At 70.3% G+C, this 22,014-nt stretch carries 23 protein-coding genes and 1 tRNA gene; 13 read left to right on the top strand and 11 right to left on the bottom strand.

Annotated elements, in window-relative coordinates; genetic code table 11:
- The 3 genes from R4P08_RS07190 to R4P08_RS07180 are packed head-to-tail and all read right to left on the bottom strand — an operon-like array spanning nt 1 to nt 2,802.
- Complete coding sequence (locus R4P08_RS07190) at nt 1-510, bottom strand: DUF2771 family protein (RefSeq protein ID WP_317813089.1); 510 nt, start codon at nt 508-510, stop codon at nt 1-3.
- Nucleotides 507-1,898, bottom strand: coding sequence for an MFS transporter (locus R4P08_RS07185; RefSeq protein WP_317813088.1), 1,392 nt, complete (start codon nt 1,896-1,898; stop codon nt 507-509). Before R4P08_RS07185 ends, R4P08_RS07190 begins: the two co-directional genes overlap by 4 nt.
- Complete coding sequence (locus R4P08_RS07180) at nt 1,891-2,802, bottom strand: glutaminyl-peptide cyclotransferase (protein WP_317813087.1); 912 nt, start codon at nt 2,800-2,802, stop codon at nt 1,891-1,893. The genes R4P08_RS07185 and R4P08_RS07180 overlap by 8 nt, the downstream gene beginning before the upstream one ends.
- Before the next feature lie 58 nt (nt 2,803-2,860).
- Here R4P08_RS07180 and R4P08_RS07175 point away from each other — a divergent pair, with 58 nt between their 5' ends.
- Nucleotides 2,861-3,688, top strand: coding sequence for a DUF3027 domain-containing protein (locus R4P08_RS07175; protein ID WP_317813086.1), 828 nt, complete (start codon nt 2,861-2,863; stop codon nt 3,686-3,688).
- A gap of 64 nt (nt 3,689-3,752) precedes the next feature.
- Here the strand turns inward: R4P08_RS07175 and R4P08_RS07170 are convergent, their stop codons facing one another.
- Complete coding sequence (locus R4P08_RS07170) at nt 3,753-4,022, bottom strand: DUF2530 domain-containing protein (protein WP_317813085.1); 270 nt, start codon at nt 4,020-4,022, stop codon at nt 3,753-3,755.
- 75 nt (nt 4,023-4,097) lie between these two features.
- Here R4P08_RS07170 and R4P08_RS07165 point away from each other — a divergent pair, with 75 nt between their 5' ends.
- Together R4P08_RS07165 and R4P08_RS07160 are read left to right on the top strand one after the other, a co-directional pair.
- Nucleotides 4,098-5,567 (top strand): NCS2 family permease, encoded by a 1,470-nt coding sequence (locus R4P08_RS07165; protein ID WP_317813084.1) that lies wholly within the window; start codon nt 4,098-4,100, stop codon nt 5,565-5,567.
- Between the two features lie 13 nt (nt 5,568-5,580).
- Nucleotides 5,581-6,417, top strand: coding sequence for an RNA methyltransferase (locus tag R4P08_RS07160; RefSeq protein WP_317813083.1), 837 nt, complete (start codon nt 5,581-5,583; stop codon nt 6,415-6,417).
- Between the two features lie 9 nt (nt 6,418-6,426).
- On the opposite strand, the gene R4P08_RS07155 is transcribed toward R4P08_RS07160, so the two are convergent.
- From R4P08_RS07155 to serC, 4 genes are all read right to left on the bottom strand, one after another.
- Complete coding sequence (locus tag R4P08_RS07155) at nt 6,427-6,756, bottom strand: YnfA family protein (protein WP_317813082.1); 330 nt, start codon at nt 6,754-6,756, stop codon at nt 6,427-6,429.
- A 55-nt stretch (nt 6,757-6,811) separates the two neighbouring features.
- On the bottom strand, nt 6,812-7,711 hold the full coding sequence (locus R4P08_RS07150; protein ID WP_317813081.1) for a DUF6928 family protein: 900 nt from the start codon (nt 7,709-7,711) through the stop codon (nt 6,812-6,814).
- 9 nt (nt 7,712-7,720) lie between these two features.
- Nucleotides 7,721-8,581 carry a septation protein SepH gene (sepH, locus tag R4P08_RS07145; RefSeq protein ID WP_317813080.1) on the bottom strand — a complete coding sequence of 287 codons (861 nt, stop codon included), beginning with the start codon at nt 8,579-8,581 and terminating at the stop codon, nt 7,721-7,723.
- Nucleotides 8,582-8,750: 169 nt separating this feature from the next.
- Nucleotides 8,751-9,875 (bottom strand): phosphoserine transaminase, encoded by a 1,125-nt coding sequence (gene serC / locus R4P08_RS07140; RefSeq protein WP_317813079.1) that lies wholly within the window; start codon nt 9,873-9,875, stop codon nt 8,751-8,753.
- Between the two features lie 86 nt (nt 9,876-9,961).
- Between serC and pdxH the strand changes: the two genes are divergently transcribed.
- From pdxH to R4P08_RS07120, 4 genes are all read left to right on the top strand, one after another.
- Entirely contained in the window at nt 9,962-10,627 is a 666-nt protein-coding gene (gene pdxH / locus R4P08_RS07135; RefSeq protein ID WP_317813078.1) for a pyridoxamine 5'-phosphate oxidase, read from the top strand.
- A 193-nt stretch (nt 10,628-10,820) separates the two neighbouring features.
- Entirely contained in the window at nt 10,821-12,110 is a 1,290-nt protein-coding gene (locus R4P08_RS07130) for a citrate synthase (protein WP_317813077.1), read from the top strand.
- Nucleotides 12,111-12,141: 31 nt separating this feature from the next.
- Nucleotides 12,142-12,498 carry an FKBP-type peptidyl-prolyl cis-trans isomerase gene (locus R4P08_RS07125; RefSeq protein WP_317813076.1) on the top strand — a complete coding sequence of 119 codons (357 nt, stop codon included), beginning with the start codon at nt 12,142-12,144 and terminating at the stop codon, nt 12,496-12,498.
- Nucleotides 12,499-12,740: 242 nt separating this feature from the next.
- Nucleotides 12,741-13,094 (top strand): hypothetical protein, encoded by a 354-nt coding sequence (locus tag R4P08_RS07120; RefSeq protein WP_317813075.1) that lies wholly within the window; start codon nt 12,741-12,743, stop codon nt 13,092-13,094.
- Nucleotides 13,095-13,208: 114 nt separating this feature from the next.
- Here the strand turns inward: R4P08_RS07120 and R4P08_RS07115 are convergent, their stop codons facing one another.
- Entirely contained in the window at nt 13,209-15,122 is a 1,914-nt protein-coding gene (locus R4P08_RS07115; RefSeq protein WP_317813074.1) for a propionyl-CoA synthetase, read from the bottom strand.
- Nucleotides 15,123-15,186: 64 nt separating this feature from the next.
- On the bottom strand, nt 15,187-16,713 hold the full coding sequence (locus R4P08_RS07110; RefSeq protein ID WP_317813073.1) for a carboxyl transferase domain-containing protein: 1,527 nt from the start codon (nt 16,711-16,713) through the stop codon (nt 15,187-15,189).
- Nucleotides 16,714-16,821: 108 nt separating this feature from the next.
- Between R4P08_RS07110 and R4P08_RS07105 the strand changes: the two genes are divergently transcribed.
- The 4 genes from R4P08_RS07105 to R4P08_RS07090 all read left to right on the top strand — a co-directional run bounded on the left by R4P08_RS07105 (nt 16,822) and on the right by R4P08_RS07090 (nt 20,641).
- The gene (locus R4P08_RS07105) at nt 16,822-17,568 is read left to right on the top strand and encodes an enoyl-CoA hydratase (RefSeq protein WP_317813072.1); all 747 of its coding nucleotides are present in this window, start codon (nt 16,822-16,824) and stop codon (nt 17,566-17,568) included.
- 432 nt (nt 17,569-18,000) lie between these two features.
- Nucleotides 18,001-18,291: a DUF485 domain-containing protein gene (locus R4P08_RS07100; RefSeq protein WP_317813071.1), complete on the top strand. Its 291-nt coding sequence runs from the start codon at nt 18,001-18,003 to the stop codon at nt 18,289-18,291.
- A complete protein-coding gene (locus R4P08_RS07095) occupies nt 18,291-19,913 on the top strand; it encodes a cation acetate symporter (protein WP_317813070.1) in 1,623 nt (540 codons plus the stop codon). Before R4P08_RS07100 ends, R4P08_RS07095 begins: the two co-directional genes overlap by 1 nt.
- Before the next feature lie 179 nt (nt 19,914-20,092).
- Nucleotides 20,093-20,641, top strand: coding sequence for a hypothetical protein (locus R4P08_RS07090; RefSeq protein WP_317813069.1), 549 nt, complete (start codon nt 20,093-20,095; stop codon nt 20,639-20,641).
- A gap of 19 nt (nt 20,642-20,660) precedes the next feature.
- Here the strand turns inward: R4P08_RS07090 and R4P08_RS07085 are convergent.
- A tRNA-Arg gene (locus R4P08_RS07085) sits at nt 20,661-20,736 on the bottom strand.
- A gap of 215 nt (nt 20,737-20,951) precedes the next feature.
- On the opposite strand from R4P08_RS07085, the gene rplM reads away from it, so the two are divergent.
- Both rplM and rpsI read left to right on the top strand, forming a co-directional pair.
- Nucleotides 20,952-21,395 (top strand): 50S ribosomal protein L13, encoded by a 444-nt coding sequence (gene rplM, locus R4P08_RS07080; RefSeq protein ID WP_317813068.1) that lies wholly within the window; start codon nt 20,952-20,954, stop codon nt 21,393-21,395.
- Nucleotides 21,392-21,964 carry a 30S ribosomal protein S9 gene (gene rpsI, locus R4P08_RS07075; protein WP_317813067.1) on the top strand — a complete coding sequence of 191 codons (573 nt, stop codon included), beginning with the start codon at nt 21,392-21,394 and terminating at the stop codon, nt 21,962-21,964. Before rplM ends, rpsI begins: the two co-directional genes overlap by 4 nt.
- Nucleotides 21,965-22,014 lie beyond the last annotated feature (50 nt).

Genomic DNA, 22,014 nt, shown 5'->3' with positions numbered 1-22,014 from the left:
CTAGTCGTCATAGGTGAAGCCGACCGACCACTCGCCGTTGAGGATCGACTCCGAACCGTCGGAGGCGTAGACGAGCGCGACCGCCTGGATGGCCAGACCCTCGATCCGGCCCTCGTCAACGGTCGTGACGGGGATCAGCAGCTCGCCGGGGCCTCCCGGTTCGACCGTGTACTCCCGCACGCCGTCCCCGCGGACCTCATAGATGTTGAGGGTGGCGTCGCGGAGCTCGACCGGTAGCCGGACCGTGAGGGTGTGCTCACCGCGGACGGTGAACGCGCCGACCGGGTTGGTGTACGCGGTCCCGTCGAGGTCCGCGGCGGTGAAGGGGAGTACCTCGACGTGGTCGCGATCGGTGGCGACCGTGACGGAGGGGATCGCCCCGAAGCGGGAGACCGAACCCTGCCACGCACCCACGATCGCGGCGATCATGATGACCATCCAGGCCAGGATCGCCCAGGTGACAGGGCGGACGCGGGGACCGGACGTGGGGGCTGCGCTGCGGGGACTCACTCCTCCATTCTGCCGAGCGGGCGCGCACCGGGCGCACGGGGGTCGCGCGGCGCCCCCGGGAACCGGGGTCTGTTACCGCCGAACCCCGGCACGAGGGTCGACCCCCGGGCGGTGAGCAGCGACTGCGTGAACAGCAGGGCGCCGACCACCGCGATGACGGAGAAACCCACGACGAAGTCCGGCGGCAGCAGGACGCCCAGCGCGCCGCCCGAGACCCACGCGAGCTGCAGAGCCGTCTCGGACCGGCCGAAGGCGGACGAGCGCGCGGAGTCCGGGATGTCGGTCTGGATCGAGGCATCGAGCGCCACCTTGCCCAGGGCGCTGCACGCCGCGGCGATGAGTGCGAGGACGGCTGCCGCCCAGATGGTGCCGAGGAACGCCGCGACCACCGCCGCCGACAGCGCGGCCCCCGCCGCGGTCGTGGTGATCCGACCCGGTCGGCCCAGCGGGAGCCGCGAGCCCACCGCGTTGCCCGCGAAGGTGCCCAGGCCCCCTGCCACGCCCGCGATCGCGAGGATCCCGGCCTGTTCGGCGGCCGTGGCGTTCTCCTGGGCCTTGGCGACGAACGCCAGGTACAAGGTGAGGAAACCGGTCATGAAACGGACCATGGACACGGCCCACAGATCGGCGAGGACCTGCCGCCCCAGGGGGCGCGTGAGAACGGCCCTGAGCCCGCTGGTGAGCGACTGCCCGGAGCCCATGCGCAGCGTCGCGGACTCCTCCTCGGGCGAGGCCTCGGCGTGCGCGGGGATGGTCATCGCGACGTACGCCGCAACGAGCGCGATCGTGGCGAGCAGCCACAGGGCGCCGTCGGAGCCCCACACCCACGACACCGCACCGGCCAGGGCGCCGGCGACCAGCGACCCGCCGATGTGGCCGAGCATGGTCAGTCGGGAATTGGTCCTGACCAGGTCCAGCGCCGCCGGCAGGACGTGAGGGGTGATCGAGGCCTTGACCACCCCGAAGGTCTTGGACAACACGAGCATCCCGAGCGCGAGCGGGTACAGCAGCCAGGAGTCGAAGTTGAGCGCGAGGATCACGGCGAGCACCGCCCGCAGGGTGAAGGTCAGCGACACCGTGAGGCGCCGCCCGCCGCGGAGGCGGTCCAGGGCCGGCCCGATCACCGGGGCGACCAGGGCGAACGGCGCGACCGTCACCAGGAGGTAGAGGGCGACCTTGCCGCGCGACTCCGCGGTGGCGGCGGAGAAGAACAGGGTGTTGGCCAGGGCGACGGCGAGGATCGCGTCGCACGCGAAGTTGGCGACGGTGACGTAGCTGAGCGGCGCGAGCCCCGAGCTGTCCGCCCCGTCGGCGTGGAAGACCCGCCGCAGACCGCGCCCCACCGAGGCGGCGGCGCGGCGGGGAGGACCGGGGGAGCGCTCACCCAACTAGACGCACCTCGTAGACCGAGGTCCACAGCTTCCCCGTGAGCAGCACGTTCTCCGAGTCCGGCAGCGAGGCGATCCCGTTGAGCACCCCGTCGCGGTTGGCCGGCCGGGGCTGCTCGAGGGCGGAGGCGTCGTAGATCGCGGTGACCGCGCCGGTGGCGGGGTCGATCCGGATGATCTCGTCGGTCATCCAGACGTTGGCCAGGATCGACCCGTCCGCGCAGTCGAGCTCGTTGAGCATGCCGACCGGGGTACCCCCCGAGGTCACCGACACCGTCCGGGTGGGCTCGAAGGTGACCGGGTCCCGGAAGGTCAGCTCGTCGGAGCCGTTGCTCATGACCAACTGCGAACCGTCATGGCACAGACCCCAGCCCTCGCCCTCGTGCCGGACCTCGGAACGCACCTCGAGGGTCTGCGGGTCGCGATTGTGGGCGATCCCGTTCTGCCAGGTCAGGGTCCACAGGGTGTCCGGGGTGACGGCCAGTCCCTCACCGAACTCGTCGGCGGCCATCGGGACGGTGACCGTGGGCCCCTCGCCGACCAGCGGGCGGCGCTGCACCACCGAGCGGCCGTACTGGCCCGTCGACTCGTAGACCTCGTCGCCGACCACCTGCAGGCCCTGGGTGAACAGGGCGGGATCGTGGGGAAGAGTCCGCACGACCTCCACCGAACCCCGGGCGGGCCGAGGGTCGGACGGGCCCACGGGGACCTGACCGGCCGAGGCGCTGCCGGTACCCGAGCCGGTGGGCAGGCTCGAGGAGGCGAGTGCCGTGTCGGACGACGCCGACGACGATGACGCCGCCGCCGAGGTCTCCCCGGAATCCGCCCCCGCACACGCGGCGACGGCGCCGACGAGACAGAGCGAGACGACGAGGGGGCCGACGGGGCGCAGGACACTAGGCATACCCCCAGGATGCCGCACGACGGGCCGGACCGTGACGTCGACGCGGGTGATGCGCATAATGGGACAGGTGAACACCGAGGTAGGCACGGATCAGGAGGCGGTCTCCCTGAGTACCGATCAGGCGTCGGACTTCGACGACGCGCTGCGCGAACGGCTGGCCTCCGACGAGGCCCGGGCCGCGGCCCGGGCGGCGGTCGAGGAGTTCTCCGCCGACGGGGTGGGGGAGTACCTCGGTTCGGTCGTCGAGGCACCCTTCACCACGACGCACCGGTTCGCCTCCGACCTCGCCGGCTACCGGGGCTGGTACTGGGCCTGCGTGCTCGCGTTGGTCCCCGGCGGCGAGTTGACCGTCGACGAGATCTCGCTGCTGCCCGGCGCCGACGCGGTGGTGGCACCCGAGTGGGTGCCGTGGGAGAAGCGCGTCCGGCCGGGCGACCTCGGCGCGGGCGACCTCCTCCCGCCCGCGGAGGACGACGAGCGACTGGTCCCCGGGCAGGTGCTCTCGGGCGACGACGACCTCGACGAGCTCGCGGGTCCCGTGGGGCTCGGACGGCCCCAGCATCTGAGCCGTGAGGGTCGATCGGAAGCGGCGGTCCGCTGGGCCGCCGCGCGCGGTCCGGACTCCGAGATCGCGCGCGGTGCCAAGCACTCCTGCGGGACCTGCGGTTTCCTCCTGCCCCTCACCGGCTCACTCGGGTCGATGTTCGGCGTGTGCGCCAACGAGTACTCCGCCGATGGACAGGTGGTGCACCTCCAGTACGGCTGCGGCGCCCACAGTGACGTCCAGGTCGCCGCGGAGTCGGACACCCCGGTCGCCGAAGCCTACGACGACTCGGCCGTGGACGTGCTGGAGCTGCCGCAATCGGATTCACTCGAGCACGACTGATCACGCACGGCTGATCACGCACGGCTGATCACGCACGGCTGAGCTCGCACGGCCGACCGCTCTGTCAGGTTCGGTCGAAGTCCAGGCCGCTCTGCGCGCCCGCGCTACCCCGCAGGACCGCCCGGCGCTGCAGGGCGTAGACGAACGTGCCGAGCGCTCCGACACCGATGCCCACCGCGCAGAGGATCACGGTCCTCATGTCGACCTCGTCCACGAGCATCGCGGCCAGTAGGGCGACGGTCCAGGCCAGAGTTCCGACGATCACGACCGGACGCGGATCGAGCAGGTAGCCCGGAATCCGCGGTACCTGCGGGTCCGTCGGCTCGTCCGTCATGCCCGCGACGTTACCGCAGGCAGGTGGGCGGTTACTCTATGACGGTTCCTCACCCACCGCCAGGAAGGTCTCCAGATGTCGCAGAGCACCGAGGCCCCGTCGCAGCCCCCAGGTCGGATCGGGGCGGTCGACCGGTACTTCAAGATCACAGAGCGCGGCTCGACGGTGACCCGCGAGGTCCGCGGAGGCCTCGTCAGCTTCTTCGCGATGGCCTACATCATCATCCTCAACCCGCTGATCCTCGGTTCGGGTGTCGACGTCGAGGGCAACCAGCTCTCGATCGTCGAGATCGCCGCGGTCACCGCGTTCACCGCCGGTGTGATGACGGTGGCCTTCGGCGCCATCGCCCGCTACCCCTTCGCCTTCGCCACCGGCCTCGGCATCAACTCTCTCGTGGCGGTGACCATCGCCCGGCAGGTCACCTGGTCCGAGGCGATGGGTCTGATCGTCATCGAGGGCGTCATCATCGTCATCCTGGCGGTGAGCGGCTTCCGCACCGCCGTGTTCGACGCCATCCCCGCGGATCTCAAGTCCGCCATCGCGGTGGGCATCGGACTCTTCATCGCCATGGTCGGCTTTGTCGACTCCGGGTTCGTCCGCCGGCTCCCCGACGCCGCGGGCACCACGGTCCCCGTGGGACTGGGGATCGAGGGGTCGATCGCGTCGTGGCCGACCGCGGTGTTCGCCTTCGGACTCCTCCTGTGTGGGGTGCTCGTAGCCCGACAGATGCGCGGCGGGATCTTCATCGGCATCGTCGTGACCACGGTCGTGGCCATCATCGTCGAGGCCGTCACCAACGCCGGCCCGTCGTTCGTCGACGGCGAATCCTCGCCCACCGGGTGGAACCTCGCCGTTCCCGTGCTCCCCGATTCGCTCGGCGGGATGCCCAACCTGTCCCTCATCGGGCAGGTGGACCTCATCGGCGCGTTCGTGCGCATCGGCCCGCTGGCGGCCAGCCTCTTCGTCTTCACCCTGCTGCTCGCCAACTTCTTCGACGCCATGGGCACCTTCACCGGCCTGGGCAAGGAGGCCGGGCTCATGGACGAGCAGGGCAACCTGCCCAACATGAAGACCGCGCTCGTGGTCGAGGGCTTCGGCGCCGTCGCGGGTGGCTTCACCTCGTCGTCGTCCAACACGGTCTTCCTGGAGTCGGCGACCGGTATCGCCGAGGGCGCCCGCACCGGTCTGGCGAACATCATCACCGGTGTCCTGTTCCTGCTCGCGATGTTCTTCACCCCGCTGTACGAGGTCGTCCCGGTCGAGGCCGCCGCCCCCGCCCTGGTGATCGTCGGCGCGCTCATGATGTCGCAGATCGTCCACATCGACTTCACGCGCTTCTCGATCGCGCTGCCCGCCTTCCTCACGATCGTCACGATGCCGTTCACCTACTCGATCGCCAACGGCATCGGCATCGGGTTCGTGGCCTGGGTGGTCATGGCCACCGCCACAGGCAGGGCCCGGACCGTGCACCCGCTGCTGTGGGTGGTCGCGGTGGCGTTCCTCGTGTTCTTCGCGATCGGGCCCATCACCGACGTGCTGGCCTGACCGGGGCGCGCGCGTGCTCGTCGTCGACGTCACCGATCCCGCCGACCCACGGCTGGACGACCTCCGCGACCTCAACCACTCCGACCGTCGCCCGGACCTGCCCGGTGGCCGGGGACTGGTGATCGCCGAGGGCACCTACGTGGTGGGCCGGATGCTGCTCTCGCGCTTCCGGCCCCACATCGTGCTGGGCACCGACGCGCGCCTGCAGCAGCTCCGTCGCGAGGCGGCGGCCGAGGGGTGGGACGCCGACGCGCAGGCCGGCGACGCGGTGTACCTGCGGACCACCAAGGACGTGCTCAGCGAGGTGATCGGGTTCAAGTCCAGCCGCGACATCCTCGCCGCCGCGGACCGGCCGACTCCGCTTCCGGTCGACCACGTGGTGGACGGCGCCCGCACCCTGGTGGTGCTGGAGGGCGTCAACGACCCGGAGAACCTCGGCGCGATCTTCCGCAACTGCGCGGCGCTCGGGGTGGACGGGGTGCTCTTCGGCGCCTCCACCGGCGACCCGCTCTACCGACGGGTCGTCCGCGTGTCGATGGGGCACGTGCTCCGACTGCCGTTCGCGCACCTGCCCGGGGTCTCCACGACGTGGCAGCGCTCGATCGAGGACCTGCGCGGGCAGGGCTTCCGGACCGTGGCGCTGACCCCCTCGGGCGACGTGCCGCTGTCGCGGGCCGTCGACGCCGAGAAGGTGGCGTTTGTCCTGGGAGCGGAGGGGCCCGGGCTCACCGAGCACGCGATGCGGGCCTGCGACGTCCGGGCCACGATCCCGATGAGGGAGGGGACGGACTCGCTCAACGTGGCCACCGCCGCGGCCGTGGCGTTCTACGAGCGGTCGCGCGAGAGGTGACCGGCGGGGCTAGCGCGGGACGTACATGATGACGCCCACCCCGGCCAGGCAGATCACGGCCCCGGTGACGTCCCAGCGGTCCGGCCGGAACCCGTCCATCGCCATGCCCCAGAGCAGCGAACCGGCGACGAACACCCCGCCGTAGGCGGCGAGGATCCGGCCGAAGTCGGCGTCGGGCTGCAGGGTGGCCACGAATCCGTACAGCCCCAGGGCGGCGACGCCCACACCCATCCAGACCCAGCCGCGGTGCTCGCGGACGCCCTGCCACACCAGCCAGGCGCCACCGATCTCGAGCAGGGCCGCCAGGACGAACAACAGGACGGACTTCGCGACGATCATCCGGCGAGGCCCGCGGGTGCTGTCCCCGGCTCGGTCGCCATGAACGCCATCGGCGCTAGCGCCGGTTGGAGAAGCGACGAGCCACCCTGGCCGCCGCGTCGCGGACCCCGTCGCCCACGAGCGTCGCGACCCTGCGGGCGGTCCCCGCGGCGCGGGAGGACGACGCCCTGGCCACCGCACGGGTGAACTGCGCCCGCTCGTAGTCGTCGTCGACGTACGGGGACGACGGGTTGTCGTCGCGGTCGCCCGAACCGGCCTCGCGGCGGTTGGCCGCGTGCAGCTCGGCCCGGCCGGGCATCCCCACCACGTGGAGCGCCGGCCCCACAGGTGGGGTGTGTTGGCGGACCTCTCGGCGACCATCGGTGGCGAAACCGTGGACCGGCACGTCGAGCCCGCCCGGCTCGAGGTCGAAGCCCAGCCAGGCGCGGTGCGCGGCGTGCAGGAGTGACGACGGCGAGAACGGCAGTGCGAGCGGGTTGTCGCCGGCATCGGCCAGCGGGAACTCACCCGCCCAGTAGGGCAGTTCGAACGGCAGCGGCATCCCCTCGTCCTCGACGATCCTGTCGTCGGCTGCCGCGAACGAGCGGGCGAGCCGGCCCGATTCCCAGCGGGCGAACCCGCTCACCCCGGTGTCGGGATCGTGCGAGAACAACAGGACCGTGGGGGCCTCGACCAGCCGGAGCCACGTGGCGTCGGTGGCGGAGGGCAGGACGGGCGAGTCGACCAGGGTCTGCACGACCGTGAGTCCGGGGAACGACCCCACGTAGATCTCCCCGGGTCCGGCCGAGGCCGAGCGGTTGAGCGGGAACGCCCCCAGCGAGACGACGGTGACGGTGGGAAAGAGCCGGGAGAGCAACCGCCGGGCGAAGCCGGGATCGGACGGTCGGCCCGACCTGATCGGCGCCGCCGGGTCGTCAGTGCCCAGGTACCAGAAGGTCGCGACGTGGTGGCCCATGGCGAGGGGTCAGTCGTCCTTGCCGCGGACCCCGAGCAGGACGTCCTCCCACGACGGCATGGTGGGGTGACGGCGAGAGGAGCGACGTTCGGGCTCGGTGGACGGGTGCTGCAGGAACTCGTCGTCGTCGTCCACGGGGGTGGCCGCGACGGGCGGGCGCACCGGCTGTAGCGGGGCGAACGCCGACTCCTGTCCGGCCGGGCTCCCCGTCGCGGGCACCGCGCGGATGGGCGGCGGGCCGGGCGGCAGCGGGGGAGGGGAGGTGACGGTGCGCAGGGCGGTCGCCCGCGAAGGGTCCAGGATGTGCTCGGCCTCGTCGTCGAGCGCGCGCGCCGAGCCACCATGCGAGTCGAGGGTGAAGGACCAGGTCGCGGAGGCGTCGTCGGACAGGCCCGCCGGCCAGGAGGTCTGCACGACCCAGCCGCCGGCCCGGTCGCGCCAGGCGTCCCAGGAGATGAGGGCGGCGTCGATGCCGCGCCGGTCGAGCACCGTCTCCACCCGCTCGGCGAGCGTGTCGAGTGCGGGCCCGTCCGGCAACACCGGATGCGCGGACCGGGCCAGGTCGGCCGCGTTGGCGCGCTCCAGGAGAACAGGAACGGCAAAGCCCTCGATCCGGGACAGCGGCACCCCGGCGTCGGAGGCGACCTCCTCCGGGGAGGCCCCGTGCCGGATACGGTCCTGGATCTCGCGGGGGCGAAGCGTGCCGGTGACGGCGACGCGCTCGGCGTTGACCGCGGGCACGGCCTCCCCGCGTGCGGCTGCGCGGAGACGGTCGTCGAGGGGGAGGGAGAACTTCTCGCCCGAGTCCGGGACCTCGCACTCGACCACGGACGAGTCGGCGTCCACCCGGACGATCATCAGCTTTCGCATGCCGCCTCCTCGACTACTCGTGGTCCCGTCGGCAGCTACTCGCGCGCACCCGGGTCCTGGGCGTTGAACCACATGGTAGGGCAGCGCAGCCCACCCGGCGAGGTGACGGGCCGGGTGGGCTGCGGAAATCTGCGCCGTTCCGCCTGCGCGCGGGGCGCGAGTGGTGGGGTCAGCCGAGCTGGCCCACCACGTGGTCGATGCAGCGGGTCAACTGAGTGACGTCCTCGGGGTCGATCGCGGGGAACATCCCGATGCGCAGCTGGTTGCGGCCGAGCTTGCGGTACGGCTCGGTGTCGAGGATGCCGTTCGCGCGCAGGGTCTTGGCCACCTTCGCGGCGTCGATCGACTCGGCGAGGTCGATGGTGCCGACGACCTGCGAGCGATGGGCCGGCTCGGAGACGAAAGGCGTGGCGTACTCGCTGGCCTCCGCCCAGTCGTAGAGGCGCGAGGACGAGTCCTTGGTCCGCGCGACGCACCAGTCCAGGCCGCCCTGGGCGTTCATCCACTCGACCTGGTTGGCGAACATCAGCAGCGTGGCCACGGCCGGGGTGTTGTAGGTCTGGTTCTTGCGCGAGTTGTCGACCGCGGTGGGCAGGGACAGGAAGTCCGGGCACCAGCGGTCGGTCGCGGCGATCTCGGCCACGCGGTCCAGCGCGGCGGGGCTCATGATCGACACCCAGATCCCGCCGTCGGAGGCGAAGGACTTCTGCGGGGCGAAGTAGTAGGCGTCGGTGTCGGTGATGTCGACGGGCAGTCCGCCGGCGCCGGAGGTGGCGTCGATCGCCACGAGCGCGTTCTCCGAGCCCGCCGGTCGGGTCACCGGGAGCATGACGCCTGTCGAGGTCTCGTTGTGCGCCCAGCCGATCAGGTCCACGGACGGGTCGGAGGTGGGCTCCGGGGCCGTACCCGGGTCGGAGGAGATGACGATCGGGTCGGCCAGGAACGGCGCGCCGCCGGTGACCTTGGCGAACTTGGAGGAGAACTCGCCGTAGGTCAGGTGGAGGGACTTCTCGCGGACCAGGCCGAACGCGGCGGCGTCCCAGAACGCGGTGGTGCCGCCGTTGCCCAGCACGACCTCGTAACCCTCGGGAAGGGAGAACAGGGAGGACAGGCCGTCGCGGATCCGGCCGACGACGTCCTTGACCGGGGCCTGGCGGTGGCTCGTGCCCATCACCGTGGTGGCGGCCTCGGACACGGCCGCGATCTGCTCGGGACGGACCTTGGACGGGCCGCAACCGAAGCGGCCGTCGGCGGGCTTGAGGTCGGCGGGGATGGTGGGCAGCTGATCGCTCATGCTCTTTGGGTGCCGTTCCTTGTCGTGGGATGGGACTCGCCCCATGGTAGTCCGGGCCGCTCCGGGCCCGGAGTACCGTCTGGGTCATGGAGGATCCCGCACTCGGACCGGCTGATTTCGACACGATGCGGGTCGGTTACGGCCTGCACCCCCGGCTGGACGTGACAGACCTGGGCGACGACTGGTTGCCGTTGTTCACCGCCTGGCTCGACGAGGCGGGGCGCAGGGGTGTCCGCGAGCCCAACGCGATGGTGCTCGGCACCGCCGGGGCCGATGGCCGACCGTCGACCAGGACCGTGCTGTGTAAGGGCGCCGACGAGCGGGGTCTGACCTTCTTCACGACGACGACCTCGCGCAAAGGCGCGCAGTTGGCGGAGTCGGGCTACGCGTCCGTGACGTTCCCCTGGTTGGTCGCGGAACGTCAGGTCCACGTGGAGGGCGGGTGCCGTCCGCTCGACCGCGCCGACAGCCTCGCGTACTGGCGCACGCGGCCCAGGGGGTCGCAGGTGGCGGCCTGGGCCTCGGAACAGTCGCAGCCGGCAGCCTCCGTCGAGGAGTTGGAGTCGCTCCTCGCGGTGGCGGAGGAGCGACTGGTGGGAGTCGAGGAGATCCCGATGCCCGACCGGTGGGGCGGGTACCGGCTGACCCCGGACCGTGTGGAGTTCTGGCAGGGCGGCCGGGACCGCTTCCACGACCGGGTCGAGTGCGTGCGGCAGGACGACCGGTGGAGGGTCCGTCGGCTCCAGCCCTGATCCCGCGCCGGGGCGCCACGGGTGTCGGCTGCGATGTCAGCTGGAAGACGGCTGGAAGGCGGTTGGCGGAGGGTCTGGGGGGAACCGACCAGAACACGCTTCCTAACGCTGACGCCTGTCACGGTAGGGTGTGGCACAGCACATTCGTGGCGGGGTTTTGGCCGCCCGGACCAGTCGTCGGAGAGGGAATCGCGTGACCGCAGGCTCGAACGGTTCGGACCGCAAGGCAACACTGGCCTACCCCGGCGGTGAACTCGAACTCGACGTCGTCGACGCCACCGTCGGGAGCGACGCGGTGCAGCTCGGCCCGCTGTTGGCCAAGACGGGGATGACCACTCTCGACGTGGGGTTCGTCAACACCTCCGCGTGCACGTCGTCGATCACCTTCATCGACGGCGGCGAGGGCATCCTGCGGCACCGCGGTTACCCGATCGATCAGCTGGCGGATAACGCGTCGTTCCTCGAGGTCTCGTACCTGTTGATCTACGGAGTGGATCCCACCGAGGCGCAGCTCGCGGAGTTCACCGAGAAGGTACTCGGCCAGACCGCGCTTCCCGGCCAGATGATGCCGCTGCTCCAGGCCTTCCCCCGCAACACCCACCCCATGCCGGTCTTCTCGGCCGGAGTGAGCCTGTTCGGTACCCACGGGGACGACCTGGACATCGACGACCCCAAGGCCGTCGACCTGGCCACCGCCCGACTGCTGGGCCGTGGCCCGACGCTCGCCGCCGCCATCGAGCGCATCCGGTCCGGCCACGAGGCACTCGACCCGGATCCGTCCCTCGGTTATGTCGGCAACTTCCTGCGCATGGTGTTCGGTCCGGACTACGAGATCACCGAAGAGGTCACCAAGGCGCTCGACATGCTCCTGGTGCTCCACGCCGATCACGAGCAGAACTGCTCCACCTCGACCGTCCGCATGGTCGGCTCGTCCGAGGCGCCGCTCTACGCGTCCATCACCGGCGGGATCAACGCCCTGTACGGCCCGCTGCACGGGGGCGCCAACCAGGCGGTCCTGGAGATGCTCGAGCGGATCGAGTCGGAGGGCGGCGACGCCACCGATTACATGAACCGGGTCAAGAACAAGAGCGACGGCGTCAAGCTGATGGGCTTCGGTCACCGCGTCTACAAGAGCTACGACCCGCGCGCCCAGATCGCCAAGTCGCACGCGCACGCGCTGCTCTCGCAGAGCAACGACCCGCTGCTCGAGATCGCGCTCAAGCTCGAGGAGACGGCGCTCGCCGACGACTACTTTGTCGAGCGCAAGCTCTACCCGAACGTGGACTTCTACACCGGTCTCATCTACCGGGCGATGGGCTTCCCCACGGAGATGTTCACCGTGCTGTTCGCGCTCGGCCGGATGCCCGGTTGGATCGCACACTGGCGCGAGATGCGCGAGGATCCGTCCACCAAGATCAACCGCCCGCGTCAGGTCTACACGGGCCCGGCCGAGCGGAGTTTCACCCCGATCAGCCAGCGCTGAACCCGGGAACCTGACTCCAGGAGGAGACACCATGGACAAGCCCGAGATCGTTCTGCCGACAGGTCCCGCCCCCACCGACCTCGTCACCGAGGACCTCACGGTGGGTGACGGCGCCGAGGCAGTGGCCGGCGGCAACGTGACCGTCCACTACGTGGGGGTCGACTACGAGACCGGTGAGCAGTTCGACTCCTCCTGGGACCGCGGCGAGTCCATCACGTTCCCGCTCAACGGCCTCATCCAGGGTTGGCAGGAGGGGATCCCGGGCATGAAGGCCGGCGGTCGCCGCCAGCTGGTCATCCCGCCGGACAAGGCCTACGGCACGTCCGCGGCCCTGCACCCGCTCGGCGGCAAGACGCTGGTCTTCGTGATCGACCTGCTGGACGCCTGACCAGACCTGGTGGTCCGCGCGGGCCGGAGTGCCCGACCGCACTTGCACCGCGGCGAGATTTCCGTAAATGCCCCGTTCTCCCCTGTGGAGGACGGGGCGTTCACGATGTGAGGGCGGTGGGCTCCGTTATCGCGGTGCGCGACGCGGTTTGGCCCCTGTAAGCTCTTCTTTATCGACGGCGATCGACGCTGTCGGAACGGAAGGAACCCCCTACGAAGAACTCCGCTCGCCGCGCCTTCGCCGTGGCCTCCGCCGCAGTCTTCGCCGGCGCCGGTCTGACTCTGGCCGCCCCCGCCGCCTCTGCTGCGCCTGAGATCAAGTCCGTCTCCACCGCGACGTACGTCAGCGTCAGCGACCTCGGTCAGGCGGAGTTCGACGCGATCGACGCCCTGGCCGACCAGATCAATGACGTCATCCCCGGAGACGAGGAGATCGTGTTCGTGGTGAACCAGCGCGGTCCGCGTTCGGCGATCGGGCTCTTCACCCCGGGTCGCTCGCAGAACGCCCTCATGGTCGAGTGCGATCCCGAGGTCGACACCTGGGCGTCCTACCTGGCCGGATCGTGCCAGGGCAACGAGGAGACGCTGCCGCACTGACCGGCTCCGTCCGGCCCCGGCTGCAGCGGGCGGCGGACTCCACGCCGGGCCCCACCCCACCCTCGCCCCGTCCTCCCTCGGGGAGGGCGGGGCGAGGGCCGTCCCGGGCTGCGTTCAGCCGCGGAGGAACGGCGTGAGGTCCTCGAGTACCTGTGGGTCCTCGATGGTCGACGGGACCACCACGTTCTCCTGGCCGTCGGCGATCTGACGCATGGTCTTGCGGAGGATCTTGCCCGAGCGGGTCTTGGGCAGCCCTTGCACCACCGTGCAGTCCCGGAACGTGGCCACGGCGCCGATCTCCTCCCTGACCATCGCCACCAGCTCGGCGCGCAGCTCCTCGGGGTCGCGGATCTGCCCGGACTTGAGGACCACGTACCCGACCGGGCGTTGGCCCTTGATCTCGTCCTTCACGCCGATGACCGCCGCCTCGGCCACCGCCGGGTGCTTGGCGATCACGGCCTCCATCGACCCCGTCGACAGGCGGTGACCGGCCACATTGATCACGTCGTCCGTCCGGCCCATCACGTAGACGTACCCGTCGGAGTCGATGTACCCGCCGTCGCCGGTCGAGTAGTACCCGTCGAAAACCGACATGTACGAGGAGATGAACCTCTCGTCGTCGTCCCACAGTCCCGCCAGGGTGCCCGGCGCCATGGGCAGCTTGATCGCGAGGTTCCCCTCCTCCCCGGCGGGCAGGGGGTTGCCCTGGGCGTCCAGCACGTGCAGGTCGTAGCCGGGGACCGGCACAGTGGGGGAGCCGGCCTTGATCGGCATCGGCTCGAGTCCGCGAAGGTTGGAGGCGATGGGCCACCCGGTCTCGGTCTGCCACCAGTTGTCCACGACGGGCTTGCCCAGCTTCTCCGTCGCCCAGTGGTAGGTGTCCGGGTCGAGGCGTTCGCCCGCACAGAACAGCGTGCGAAGCGACGACAGGTCGTACCTGGCGAGCTCGACGCCCTCCGGGTCCTCCTTGCGGATGGCGCGGACGGCGGTGGGTGCGGTGAACAGCCCCGTGGCCCTGTGCTCGGAGGCCACGCGCCAGAACGCCCCCGCATCCGGGGTGCCCACGGGTTTGCCCTCGTAGATGATCGAGGTGGCGCCCACCAGCAGGGGCGCGTAGACGATGTAGGAATGGCCGACCACCCAGCCCACGTCGGAGGCGGTCCACCAGACGTCCCCCGGGCGGACCCCGTAGATGTTCCACATGGACCAGGCGAGCGCCACCGCGTGACCACCGTTGTCGCGGACCACGCCCTTGGGCAGGCCCGTGGTGCCCGAGGTGTACAGGATGTAGAGCGGGTCGGTCGCCTTGACGGGCACCGGTGCGGCGGGCTCGGCAGCGGACACCGCCTCGTCCCAGTCCGTCCAGGTGGTCCCGGGCGTCTCGGGGAAGGTCTCGTCCGGGAACTGGTCGGGGCGCGCGGCCACGATCACCGCGGTGGGGGTGTGCTCGGCGAGCGCGAGCGCCTTGGCGACCATCGGGAAGTAGGGGACCTTACGGGTGGGCTCGATGCCGCCGTGGGAGGTCACGATGACCTTGGGCCGGGCGTCGTCGATCCGGATGGCCAGCTCCGGCGCCGCGAAGCCGCCGAAGACCACGGAGTGGACGGCTCCGAGGCGGGCGCAGGCGAGCATCGCGACGGCGGCGCGGGGGACCATCGGCATGTAGATGACGACCCGGTCGCCGCGCCCCACGCCCTCGGCCGCGAGCGCGCCGGCGAACACCGCGACCTGCTGGAGCAGCTGGGAGTAGGTGATGGTCTCCTTGGCCCCGGTCACGGCGGAGTCGTAGATGTAGGCGGCCTGGTCGCCCCGGCCCGCCTCGACGTGGCGGTCGATGCAGTTGTACGAGGTGTTGAGTTCGCCGTCGGGGAACCAGCGGTAGAACGGCGGGCGCGAGCCGTCGACCGCGGTGGTGGGGGGAGTGGTCCAGTCGATCCCCCCGGCGACCTCCAGCCAGAAGGCGTCTGGATCGGTGATCGAGCGCCGGTGTGCCGTGGCGTAGGTGGACGAGGTCGTGGGATCCGACATCGGGTGAGCCCCTCACTGACTTCGAGTGAGACCCCCGATCAGCGCCGACGGCCTGTGACGCGGTTCACTCTAGTCGCAGGCCCAGGTCCCGGTAGCGGGACATGCGCTCGGCGTACCTCCGCTCGGGGGGACGCCTCCGGACCTCGATCAGTGCGGCGGCGACCGCATCGGCCAGACGGTCGCAGAACGCGTCCGGCTCATCGGCCGCGTCGGGCCGTTCGGGGATCACGACGTCCACGATCCCCGCCTCGAGGAGGTCCGCCGAGGTGATGCCCTGCGACCGCGCGACCTCGGGAGCGCGGGAGGTCTCGTGGTACAGGATCGCGCTCGCCCCCTCGGGCGGGAGCGGGGCGAGCCAACCGTGCCGGGCGCACAGCACCCGGTCGGCCGGGAGCATGGCCAGGGCCGCGCCGCCGGTGCCCTGGCCGAGGATCACCGAGACCGTGGGGGTGGACAGGGTCACCAGGTCGGCCAGGCTGCGCGCGATCTCACCCGCCAACCCGCCCTCCTCGGCCTCGCGGGACAGCGCCGCGCCGCGGGTGTCGATGAGCAGGACGAGCGGGACCCCGACCTCGGCGGCGATCCGCATGCCGCGCCGGGCCGACCGCAGTGCCGACGGGCCGAGCGGGGAGGTCTCGTTCTCGGCGTCGCGGTCCTGGGCCAGGACCACCGCGGACTGGCCGCGGAAGCGGGCCAGGGAGAGCAGGAGCGACCCGCTGTCCTCGCCCTGACCGGTGCCCGAGAGCAGGACGCGGTCCGGGGCCGCCCGGTCGAGGAAGCTCCGTGCGCCGGGGCGGTCGCCGCGGCGGGTGCGGGTGATGGCGTCCCACGCGTCGGGGGGTGGGGCGTCGTCGGTCTCCGGCTCGGGGACCGGGCCGTGCGGCGGGGCCGGTTCATCGTCCGACGGGGGGTCCGCACAGAGCACGCGCAGGGCCCGCGCCGTGAGGTCCCGAACCCCCTCCGGGGCGAGGACGCCGTCGATCATCCCGCGGCGGGCGAGGTTCTCCGAGACCTGGACGCCCTCGGGGAAGGGGGCGTCGTACAGCGCCTCGTACACGCGGGGTCCGAGGAACCCGATGAGCGCCTCGGGCTCGGCCACGGCGACGTGCCCGAGCGAGCCCCACGAGGCAAAGACCCCGCCGGTGGTGGGATGCCGCAGATAGACGAGGTAGGGGAGTCCGGCGGCCTTGTGCCCGGCCACCGCGGCGGAGATCTTGACCATCTGCAGGAAGGCGATGGTCCCCTCCTGCATCCGGGTGCCGCCGGAGGTCGGGGACGCCAGTACCGGCAGTCGCTCAGCCGTGGCGCGTTCGATCGCGGAGACGATCCGTTCGGCCGCCGCGATGCCGATCGAACCGGCCAGGAAGTCGAACTCGCAGGCGATGAACGCCACGCGCCGGCCCAGGAGGGTGCCCTCGCCGGTGATGACCGACTCGTCCACGCCCGAGGACTGAGCCGCGCGCTCGAGCGAGGCCTCGTAACCGGGGACCTTCTCGACCTGCGGCGGCCGCAGCGGAGCGCCGTCCCAGGACCGGAACGAACCCTCGTCGAGGACCAGGTCGAGGATCTGTAGAGCTCCGGTTCGCGCCATGCACGCATCGTACGGTGGGCACGACTACCAGCAGGTATCGTCTGTCGCGGGTGCACCGCAGTACCCCCGCGACGCACCAGCCCGCGACATCCCAGGAGGCCCCGCGCCATGATCGTCACCCGCAGGGACGGTGCCGTCGCCGTCGTGACCATCGACCGCCACAGCACCCGCAACGCCCTCGACGCAGAGGTGTGCGCAGCGCTGCGGGAGGCGATCGAATCCGCGGGCGCCGCAGCGGAAGCCGAGGACCCGGTGCGCGCGATCGTCGTGACCGGGGCCGGGACCGCCTTCTGTGCGGGCGCGGACCTCTCCGGCGGGGTCTACAACTCGAACTTCTACGACGCCCACGCCGCGATGCTCCGGGCCGTCGAATCCGTTGCGGTCCCTGTCATCGCCGCCGTCAACGGCCCCGCGGTGGGAGCCGGGGTCCAGCTCGCCCTGGCCGCTGACCTGCGGGTGGTGGCCCCCGGCGCGGTGTTCGCCGTGCCCGTTGTCAAGGTGGGTCTGGCGCTGGACAACTGGACCATCAAGAGGTTGGCCAACGTGGTGGGAGGGGGACATGCCAGATCGGTCCTCATGACCGCGCGCCCGGTCGGCGCGGAGGAGGCGGCCCGGATCGGACTGGCCAACGAGATCGGCGATCTGGACGCGGCGATGGAGCTGGCGGCGGAGATCTCGCGCTTCGCCCCACTGAGCCTGCGGCACATCAAATCGGTGATCAACGACGACGACGCCCACCTCCTGCCCCGGGACGAGCACACCGAGCTCCAGCAGCAGGCGTGGGGCAGCGAGGACATGGCGGAGGCGCGGGCAGCGCGAGCGGAGAAGCGTCCGCCCGTCTTCCGCGGACGTTGACCGTCCCCGGGTAGGCGCAGCGGCCCCGGATAGGCGCACGGGCTCGCGGGCGTCGGTGCGGCGGCTCAACCCGGCCGCACCCCCGCCACGCCCCCGGCCGGTGCCGACGACGGGGGTGTCGGGACTGCCCCGGAACGACTCCCCGCCCAGCTCCGCGAGCTGGGCAGTCCCGGCAGATCCGTGACCGTCGACGACCGGCCCCCGATCGAGGTGGTTGATCCCCGCCGTCGGGGGTGCGGCGACCGGGCGGTTTGCCGGTTAACTCCCGCACGCCCTTGTGCTGCGTGTCACACTTTCAGGACATTGTCAGTGACACACATCACTAGGTGTGTTCCAAGTGAACTGAAACGGAGGACCTCCGTGTCCCAACCAGCTGATCCCCCGGTAGGAGGATCGTCACGGCGCACTCCGGAAGCCGCGGAGTTCGAGGCGATGCACTCCAGTCCGGAATTCCAAGAACTGCGCAGCAAGTTCAGGGCGTTCGTCTTCCCCATGACGGTCGCCTTCCTCGTCTGGTATTTCCTCTACGTGCTCCTGGCCGTCTACGCGACCGACTTCATGGGAACAAAGGTCTACGGGAACATCACCTGGGGGCTGATCATCGGGCTCGCACAGTTCGTCACCACGTTCCTCATCACGTTCGTGTACATCCGGTTCGCCAACCGGGTGGTCGACCCCCGCGCGGAAGCCATCCGCAACGAGCTGGAAGGTGAGGTGGCCTGATGGACGACTGGCTGATCAACATCAATGAGCTGGTCCCGGGCGAGCAGGTCGGTAGCACCGCGCTCAACATGGTCGTCTTCGGCATCTTCATCGTCATCACGATGACCCTCGTGCTGCGGGCCTCCAAGTCGACCAAGTCGACCAAGGACTTCTATACCGGCGGGTCGAGCTTCACCGGCCCCCAGAACGGCATCGCCATCGCGGGCGACTACCTGTCGGCGGCGTCGTTCCTCGGTATCGCCGGCGCGATCGCCATCAACGGCTACGACGGCTTCCTGTACTCCATCGGCTTCCTGGTGGCGTGGCTGGTCGCGCTCATGCTCGTCGCCGAGCTGATGCGCAACACCGGCCGGTTCACCATGGCCGACGTTCTCAGCTTCCGGCTCAACCAGCGGCCTGTTCGCATGGCCGCGGCCCTGGCCACCCTGGCGGTGTGCCTGTTCTATCTCATCGCGCAGATGGCGGGCGCCGGCGGGCTGGTGGCGCTCCTGCTCAACATCAACGACTCCACCGGGCAGGCGATCGTGGTCGCGATCGTCGGCATCCTGATGATCGTCTACGTGCTGGTAGGTGGGATGAAGGGCACCACCTACGTGCAGATGGTCAAGGCCGTCCTGCTCGTCGGCGGCGTGTTGATCATGTGCATCCTCGTGCTGATCGCGGTCCGCGGCAACTTCTCGCAGCTCCTCGGCCAGGCCGTGACGAACTCCGGGAAGGATCTCCTCCAGCCCGGCCTGCAGTACGGAGCCACGGAGACCAGCAAGCTCGACTTCGTCTCCCTGTCCATCGCACTGGTCTTCGGCACCGCCGGGCTGCCGCACGTGCTGATGCGCTTCTACACGGTGCCCACCGCGAAGGAAGCCCGTCGGTCCGTGACCTGGGCGATCGCGCTCATCGGTTCCTTCTACCTGTTCACCCTGGTCCTCGGCTTCGGTGCCGCGGCCATGGTCGGATCGGACGTCATCGAGGCGGCGCCCGGAGGCGTCAATTCGGCGGCCCCGCTGTTGGCCTTCGCGCTCGGCGGGGAGATCTTCCTCGGCATCATCTCGGCGATCGCCTTCGCCACGATCCTCGCGGTGGTCGCCGGACTCGCGATCACGGCCTCCGCGTCGTTCGCGCACGACATCTACAACGGCGTGATCAAGCACGGTAAGGCCACCGAGAAGGCCCAGCTGCGGGTGTCCCGGATCACGGTGGTCGTGATCGGTTTGGTGTCCATCGTCATGGGTATCGGTGCCATGGGTCAGAACATCGCGTTCCTCGTCGCGCTCGCCTTCGCCATCGCGGCGTCGGCGAACCTGCCGACGATCCTGTACTCCCTGTTCTGGAAGCGGTTCAACACCACCGGCGCACTGTTCTCCATGTACGGCGGCCTGATCAGCACCCTGGTGCTGATCGCACTGTCGCCGGCGGTGTCCGGGGGGCCGAAGTCGATGATCTCCAGCGTCGACTTCTCCCTGTTCCCGCTGTCCAACCCGGGCATCGTCTCGATCCCGCTGGCGTTCCTGCTCGGCATCATCGGAACGTTCCTCGGCAAGAAGGACGAGTTCCCGCAGAGGCGGGTGGAGATGGAGGTCCGCTCCCTCACCGGCGTCGGCGTGGAGAAGACGATCGCGCACTGAGGATCGCGCACTGATCCTCGCGCACCGGTATCAAGCACTGATGATCCACCGCTGACGGATCCGCCCCGGCGGCCCCCGGCACCGGCCCGCCCGACCGTCACCAACGGTCGGGCGGGCCGCGTCATGTTCATGGGAGGGTTACCCTCGGGGACCACCCCACGCATTCGAAGGCGGTAGCGATGTATCCCGGACAGGACGACCAGACACGGCGGATGGGGCAGCAGCCCGATTCCCGAGCGTATTCGCAGATGGGCGGAGACGGGTACGACGAGCCCTACGGAGGCGATCCCGGCTATCAGGAGCGCCGCGCACCTCGCGAGTCCCGCGGCCCCGCGCTCGACGTGGGCAAGTTCATCGGCAGCGTGGCGGCCACGGCACTGGTGGCGGCGATCGCGGGTTGGCTGATCGCGTGGGTGGTCGACGCGGTGTTCGGCAGGTTCGGGCACCAGTGGGCGAACGGTGGCAACACGCCCACCATGTACGCCGTGTACGGAGCGGCGGCCGCCGTCCTGGCCGGACTCCTGTGGTACCTGCTGCTGGTGGGCACCGCGAATCCCCAGCAGTTCTATTCCTGGACCGTCGGACTGTTGATCGTCGCCGCGGTGGCACTGCCCCTGTTGGTCACGGTCCCGTTCCTGGACGGCCTGGCGGCGGCGATCGTGCACCTGGTCATCGGCCTGCCGATCCTGGCGCTGACCGGGGCGTTCGCCGCCACTCTGCGACGCTGAGCGCGGGTCGCCGATCACGTGGTGCCCCCGAGAGGAATCGAACCTCCGACACCGGCTTTAGGAGAGCCGTGCTCTATCCACTGAGCTACGAGGGCGGGAACCGGGGAGAGTCTAACTGATGCGTCGCCGGTCCCGGCGATCGGCGAGTTGGAGTGACGAGCCGCTGGCCGGTAGTCTTGAACGCTGGCGTCCGTGTCGTCCCCTCTCGAAGGGGTTGATGGACCGCCTCCGCGGGTCACTACCGGCCGCCGCGCGAGGGGGAGGGCGTCCGATCGGCCGGCAGCCCACTAGACAGTCAGAGGTATTGCCTGTGTCAACGTATGCCCCCAAGCCCGGGGACGTGACGCGCGCCTGGTACGTCATCGACGCCACAGATGTGGTTCTCGGTCGACTCGCCGTGCAGGTCGCCAACATCCTCCGCGGTAAGCACAAGCCGCAGTTCGCCCCGAACGCCGACACCGGCGACTTCGTGATCATCATCAACGCCGACAAGGTCGCGATCTCGTCCAACAAGCGCGAGCGCGTCATGCACCACCGCCACTCCGGTTTCCCGGGCGGGCTCAAGACGCAGTCCCTCGGTAAGGCCATGGACACGCGCCCGGACCGCGTGGTCGAGAAGGCCATCAAGGGCATGCTCCCGAGCAACAAGCTCGGCCGTGCCGTCGTCTCCAAGCTGAAGGTGTACGCGGGTCCCGATCATCCGCACGTCGCTCAGCAGCCCGTGCCCTACGAGATCAAGCAGGTGGCCCAGTGACCGACGAGAACATCACCCCCGAGTCCGAGGTCGCTGACGACACCCTGGCTGAGGACACCGCAGCGGATGACACCGTGGCGGAGCTCGCTGCCGAGGTCGCCGAGGACTACAGCGAGGCTGACTACGCCGGAGGCACCGACTACGTCGCCGACGCCGACACCCAGCTCGCGGACGTCGTCACCTCCGGTCCGTTGCAGGCCGTCGGTCGTCGCAAGGAGGCCGTGGCCCGCGTTCGTCTGGTGCCCGGCTCCGGCAAGTTCACCCTCAACGGTCGCTCCCTCGAGGAGTATTTCCCGAACAAGGTGCACCAGCAGCTGGTCAAGTCGCCGCTGGTCCTCACCGAGCGTGAGGAGCAGTTCGACATCGTGAGCCTGCTCCACGGTGGCGGCACCTCCGGTCAGGCCGGTGCGCTCCGTCTGGCCATCTCCCGCGCGGTCATCGAGTACGCGCCGGACGATCGCCCGGCGCTCAAGAAGGCCGGCTTCCTCACCCGGGACGCCCGCGCCGTCGAGCGTAAGAAGGCAGGCCTCAAGAAGGCCCGTAAGGCACCGCAGTACTCGAAGCGCTGATCCACGCGCTCGCTTATCCCACAGCAGGCCCCCGCGATCGCGGGGGCCTG

It is taken from the genome of Rhodococcus sp. IEGM 1408, assembly GCF_033142235.1.
Classification (GTDB): Bacteria; Actinomycetota; Actinomycetes; order Mycobacteriales; family Mycobacteriaceae; genus Dietzia.
This window is presented reverse-complemented; position numbering and strand designations above follow the sequence as displayed.

What these genes read in the sequence shown, in the direction of transcription:
- R4P08_RS07090 (WP_317813069.1), top strand. Translation starts at nt 20,093, where the DNA reads ATGTATCCCGGACAGGACGACCAGACACGGCGGATGGGGCAGCAGCCC.
- sepH (WP_317813080.1), bottom strand. Translation starts at nt 8,581, where the DNA reads ATGCGAAAGCTGATGATCGTCCGGGTGGACGCCGACTCGTCCGTGGTC.
- R4P08_RS07155 (WP_317813082.1), bottom strand. Translation starts at nt 6,756, where the DNA reads ATGATCGTCGCGAAGTCCGTCCTGTTGTTCGTCCTGGCGGCCCTGCTC.
- R4P08_RS07125 (WP_317813076.1), top strand. Translation starts at nt 12,142, where the DNA reads ATGGACAAGCCCGAGATCGTTCTGCCGACAGGTCCCGCCCCCACCGAC.
- serC (WP_317813079.1), bottom strand. Translation starts at nt 9,875, where the DNA reads ATGAGCGATCAGCTGCCCACCATCCCCGCCGACCTCAAGCCCGCCGAC.
- pdxH (WP_317813078.1), top strand. Translation starts at nt 9,962, where the DNA reads ATGGAGGATCCCGCACTCGGACCGGCTGATTTCGACACGATGCGGGTC.
- R4P08_RS07170 (WP_317813085.1), bottom strand. Translation starts at nt 4,022, where the DNA reads ATGACGGACGAGCCGACGGACCCGCAGGTACCGCGGATTCCGGGCTAC.
- R4P08_RS07165 (WP_317813084.1), top strand. Translation starts at nt 4,098, where the DNA reads ATGTCGCAGAGCACCGAGGCCCCGTCGCAGCCCCCAGGTCGGATCGGG.
- R4P08_RS07105 (WP_317813072.1), top strand. Translation starts at nt 16,822, where the DNA reads ATGATCGTCACCCGCAGGGACGGTGCCGTCGCCGTCGTGACCATCGAC.
- R4P08_RS07095 (WP_317813070.1), top strand. Translation starts at nt 18,291, where the DNA reads ATGGACGACTGGCTGATCAACATCAATGAGCTGGTCCCGGGCGAGCAG.
- R4P08_RS07150 (WP_317813081.1), bottom strand. Translation starts at nt 7,711, where the DNA reads ATGGGCCACCACGTCGCGACCTTCTGGTACCTGGGCACTGACGACCCG.
- R4P08_RS07115 (WP_317813074.1), bottom strand. Translation starts at nt 15,122, where the DNA reads ATGTCGGATCCCACGACCTCGTCCACCTACGCCACGGCACACCGGCGC.
- R4P08_RS07175 (WP_317813086.1), top strand. Translation starts at nt 2,861, where the DNA reads ATGGGACAGGTGAACACCGAGGTAGGCACGGATCAGGAGGCGGTCTCC.
- R4P08_RS07110 (WP_317813073.1), bottom strand. Translation starts at nt 16,713, where the DNA reads ATGGCGCGAACCGGAGCTCTACAGATCCTCGACCTGGTCCTCGACGAG.
- R4P08_RS07180 (WP_317813087.1), bottom strand. Translation starts at nt 2,802, where the DNA reads ATGCCTAGTGTCCTGCGCCCCGTCGGCCCCCTCGTCGTCTCGCTCTGT.
- R4P08_RS07100 (WP_317813071.1), top strand. Translation starts at nt 18,001, where the DNA reads ATGCACTCCAGTCCGGAATTCCAAGAACTGCGCAGCAAGTTCAGGGCG.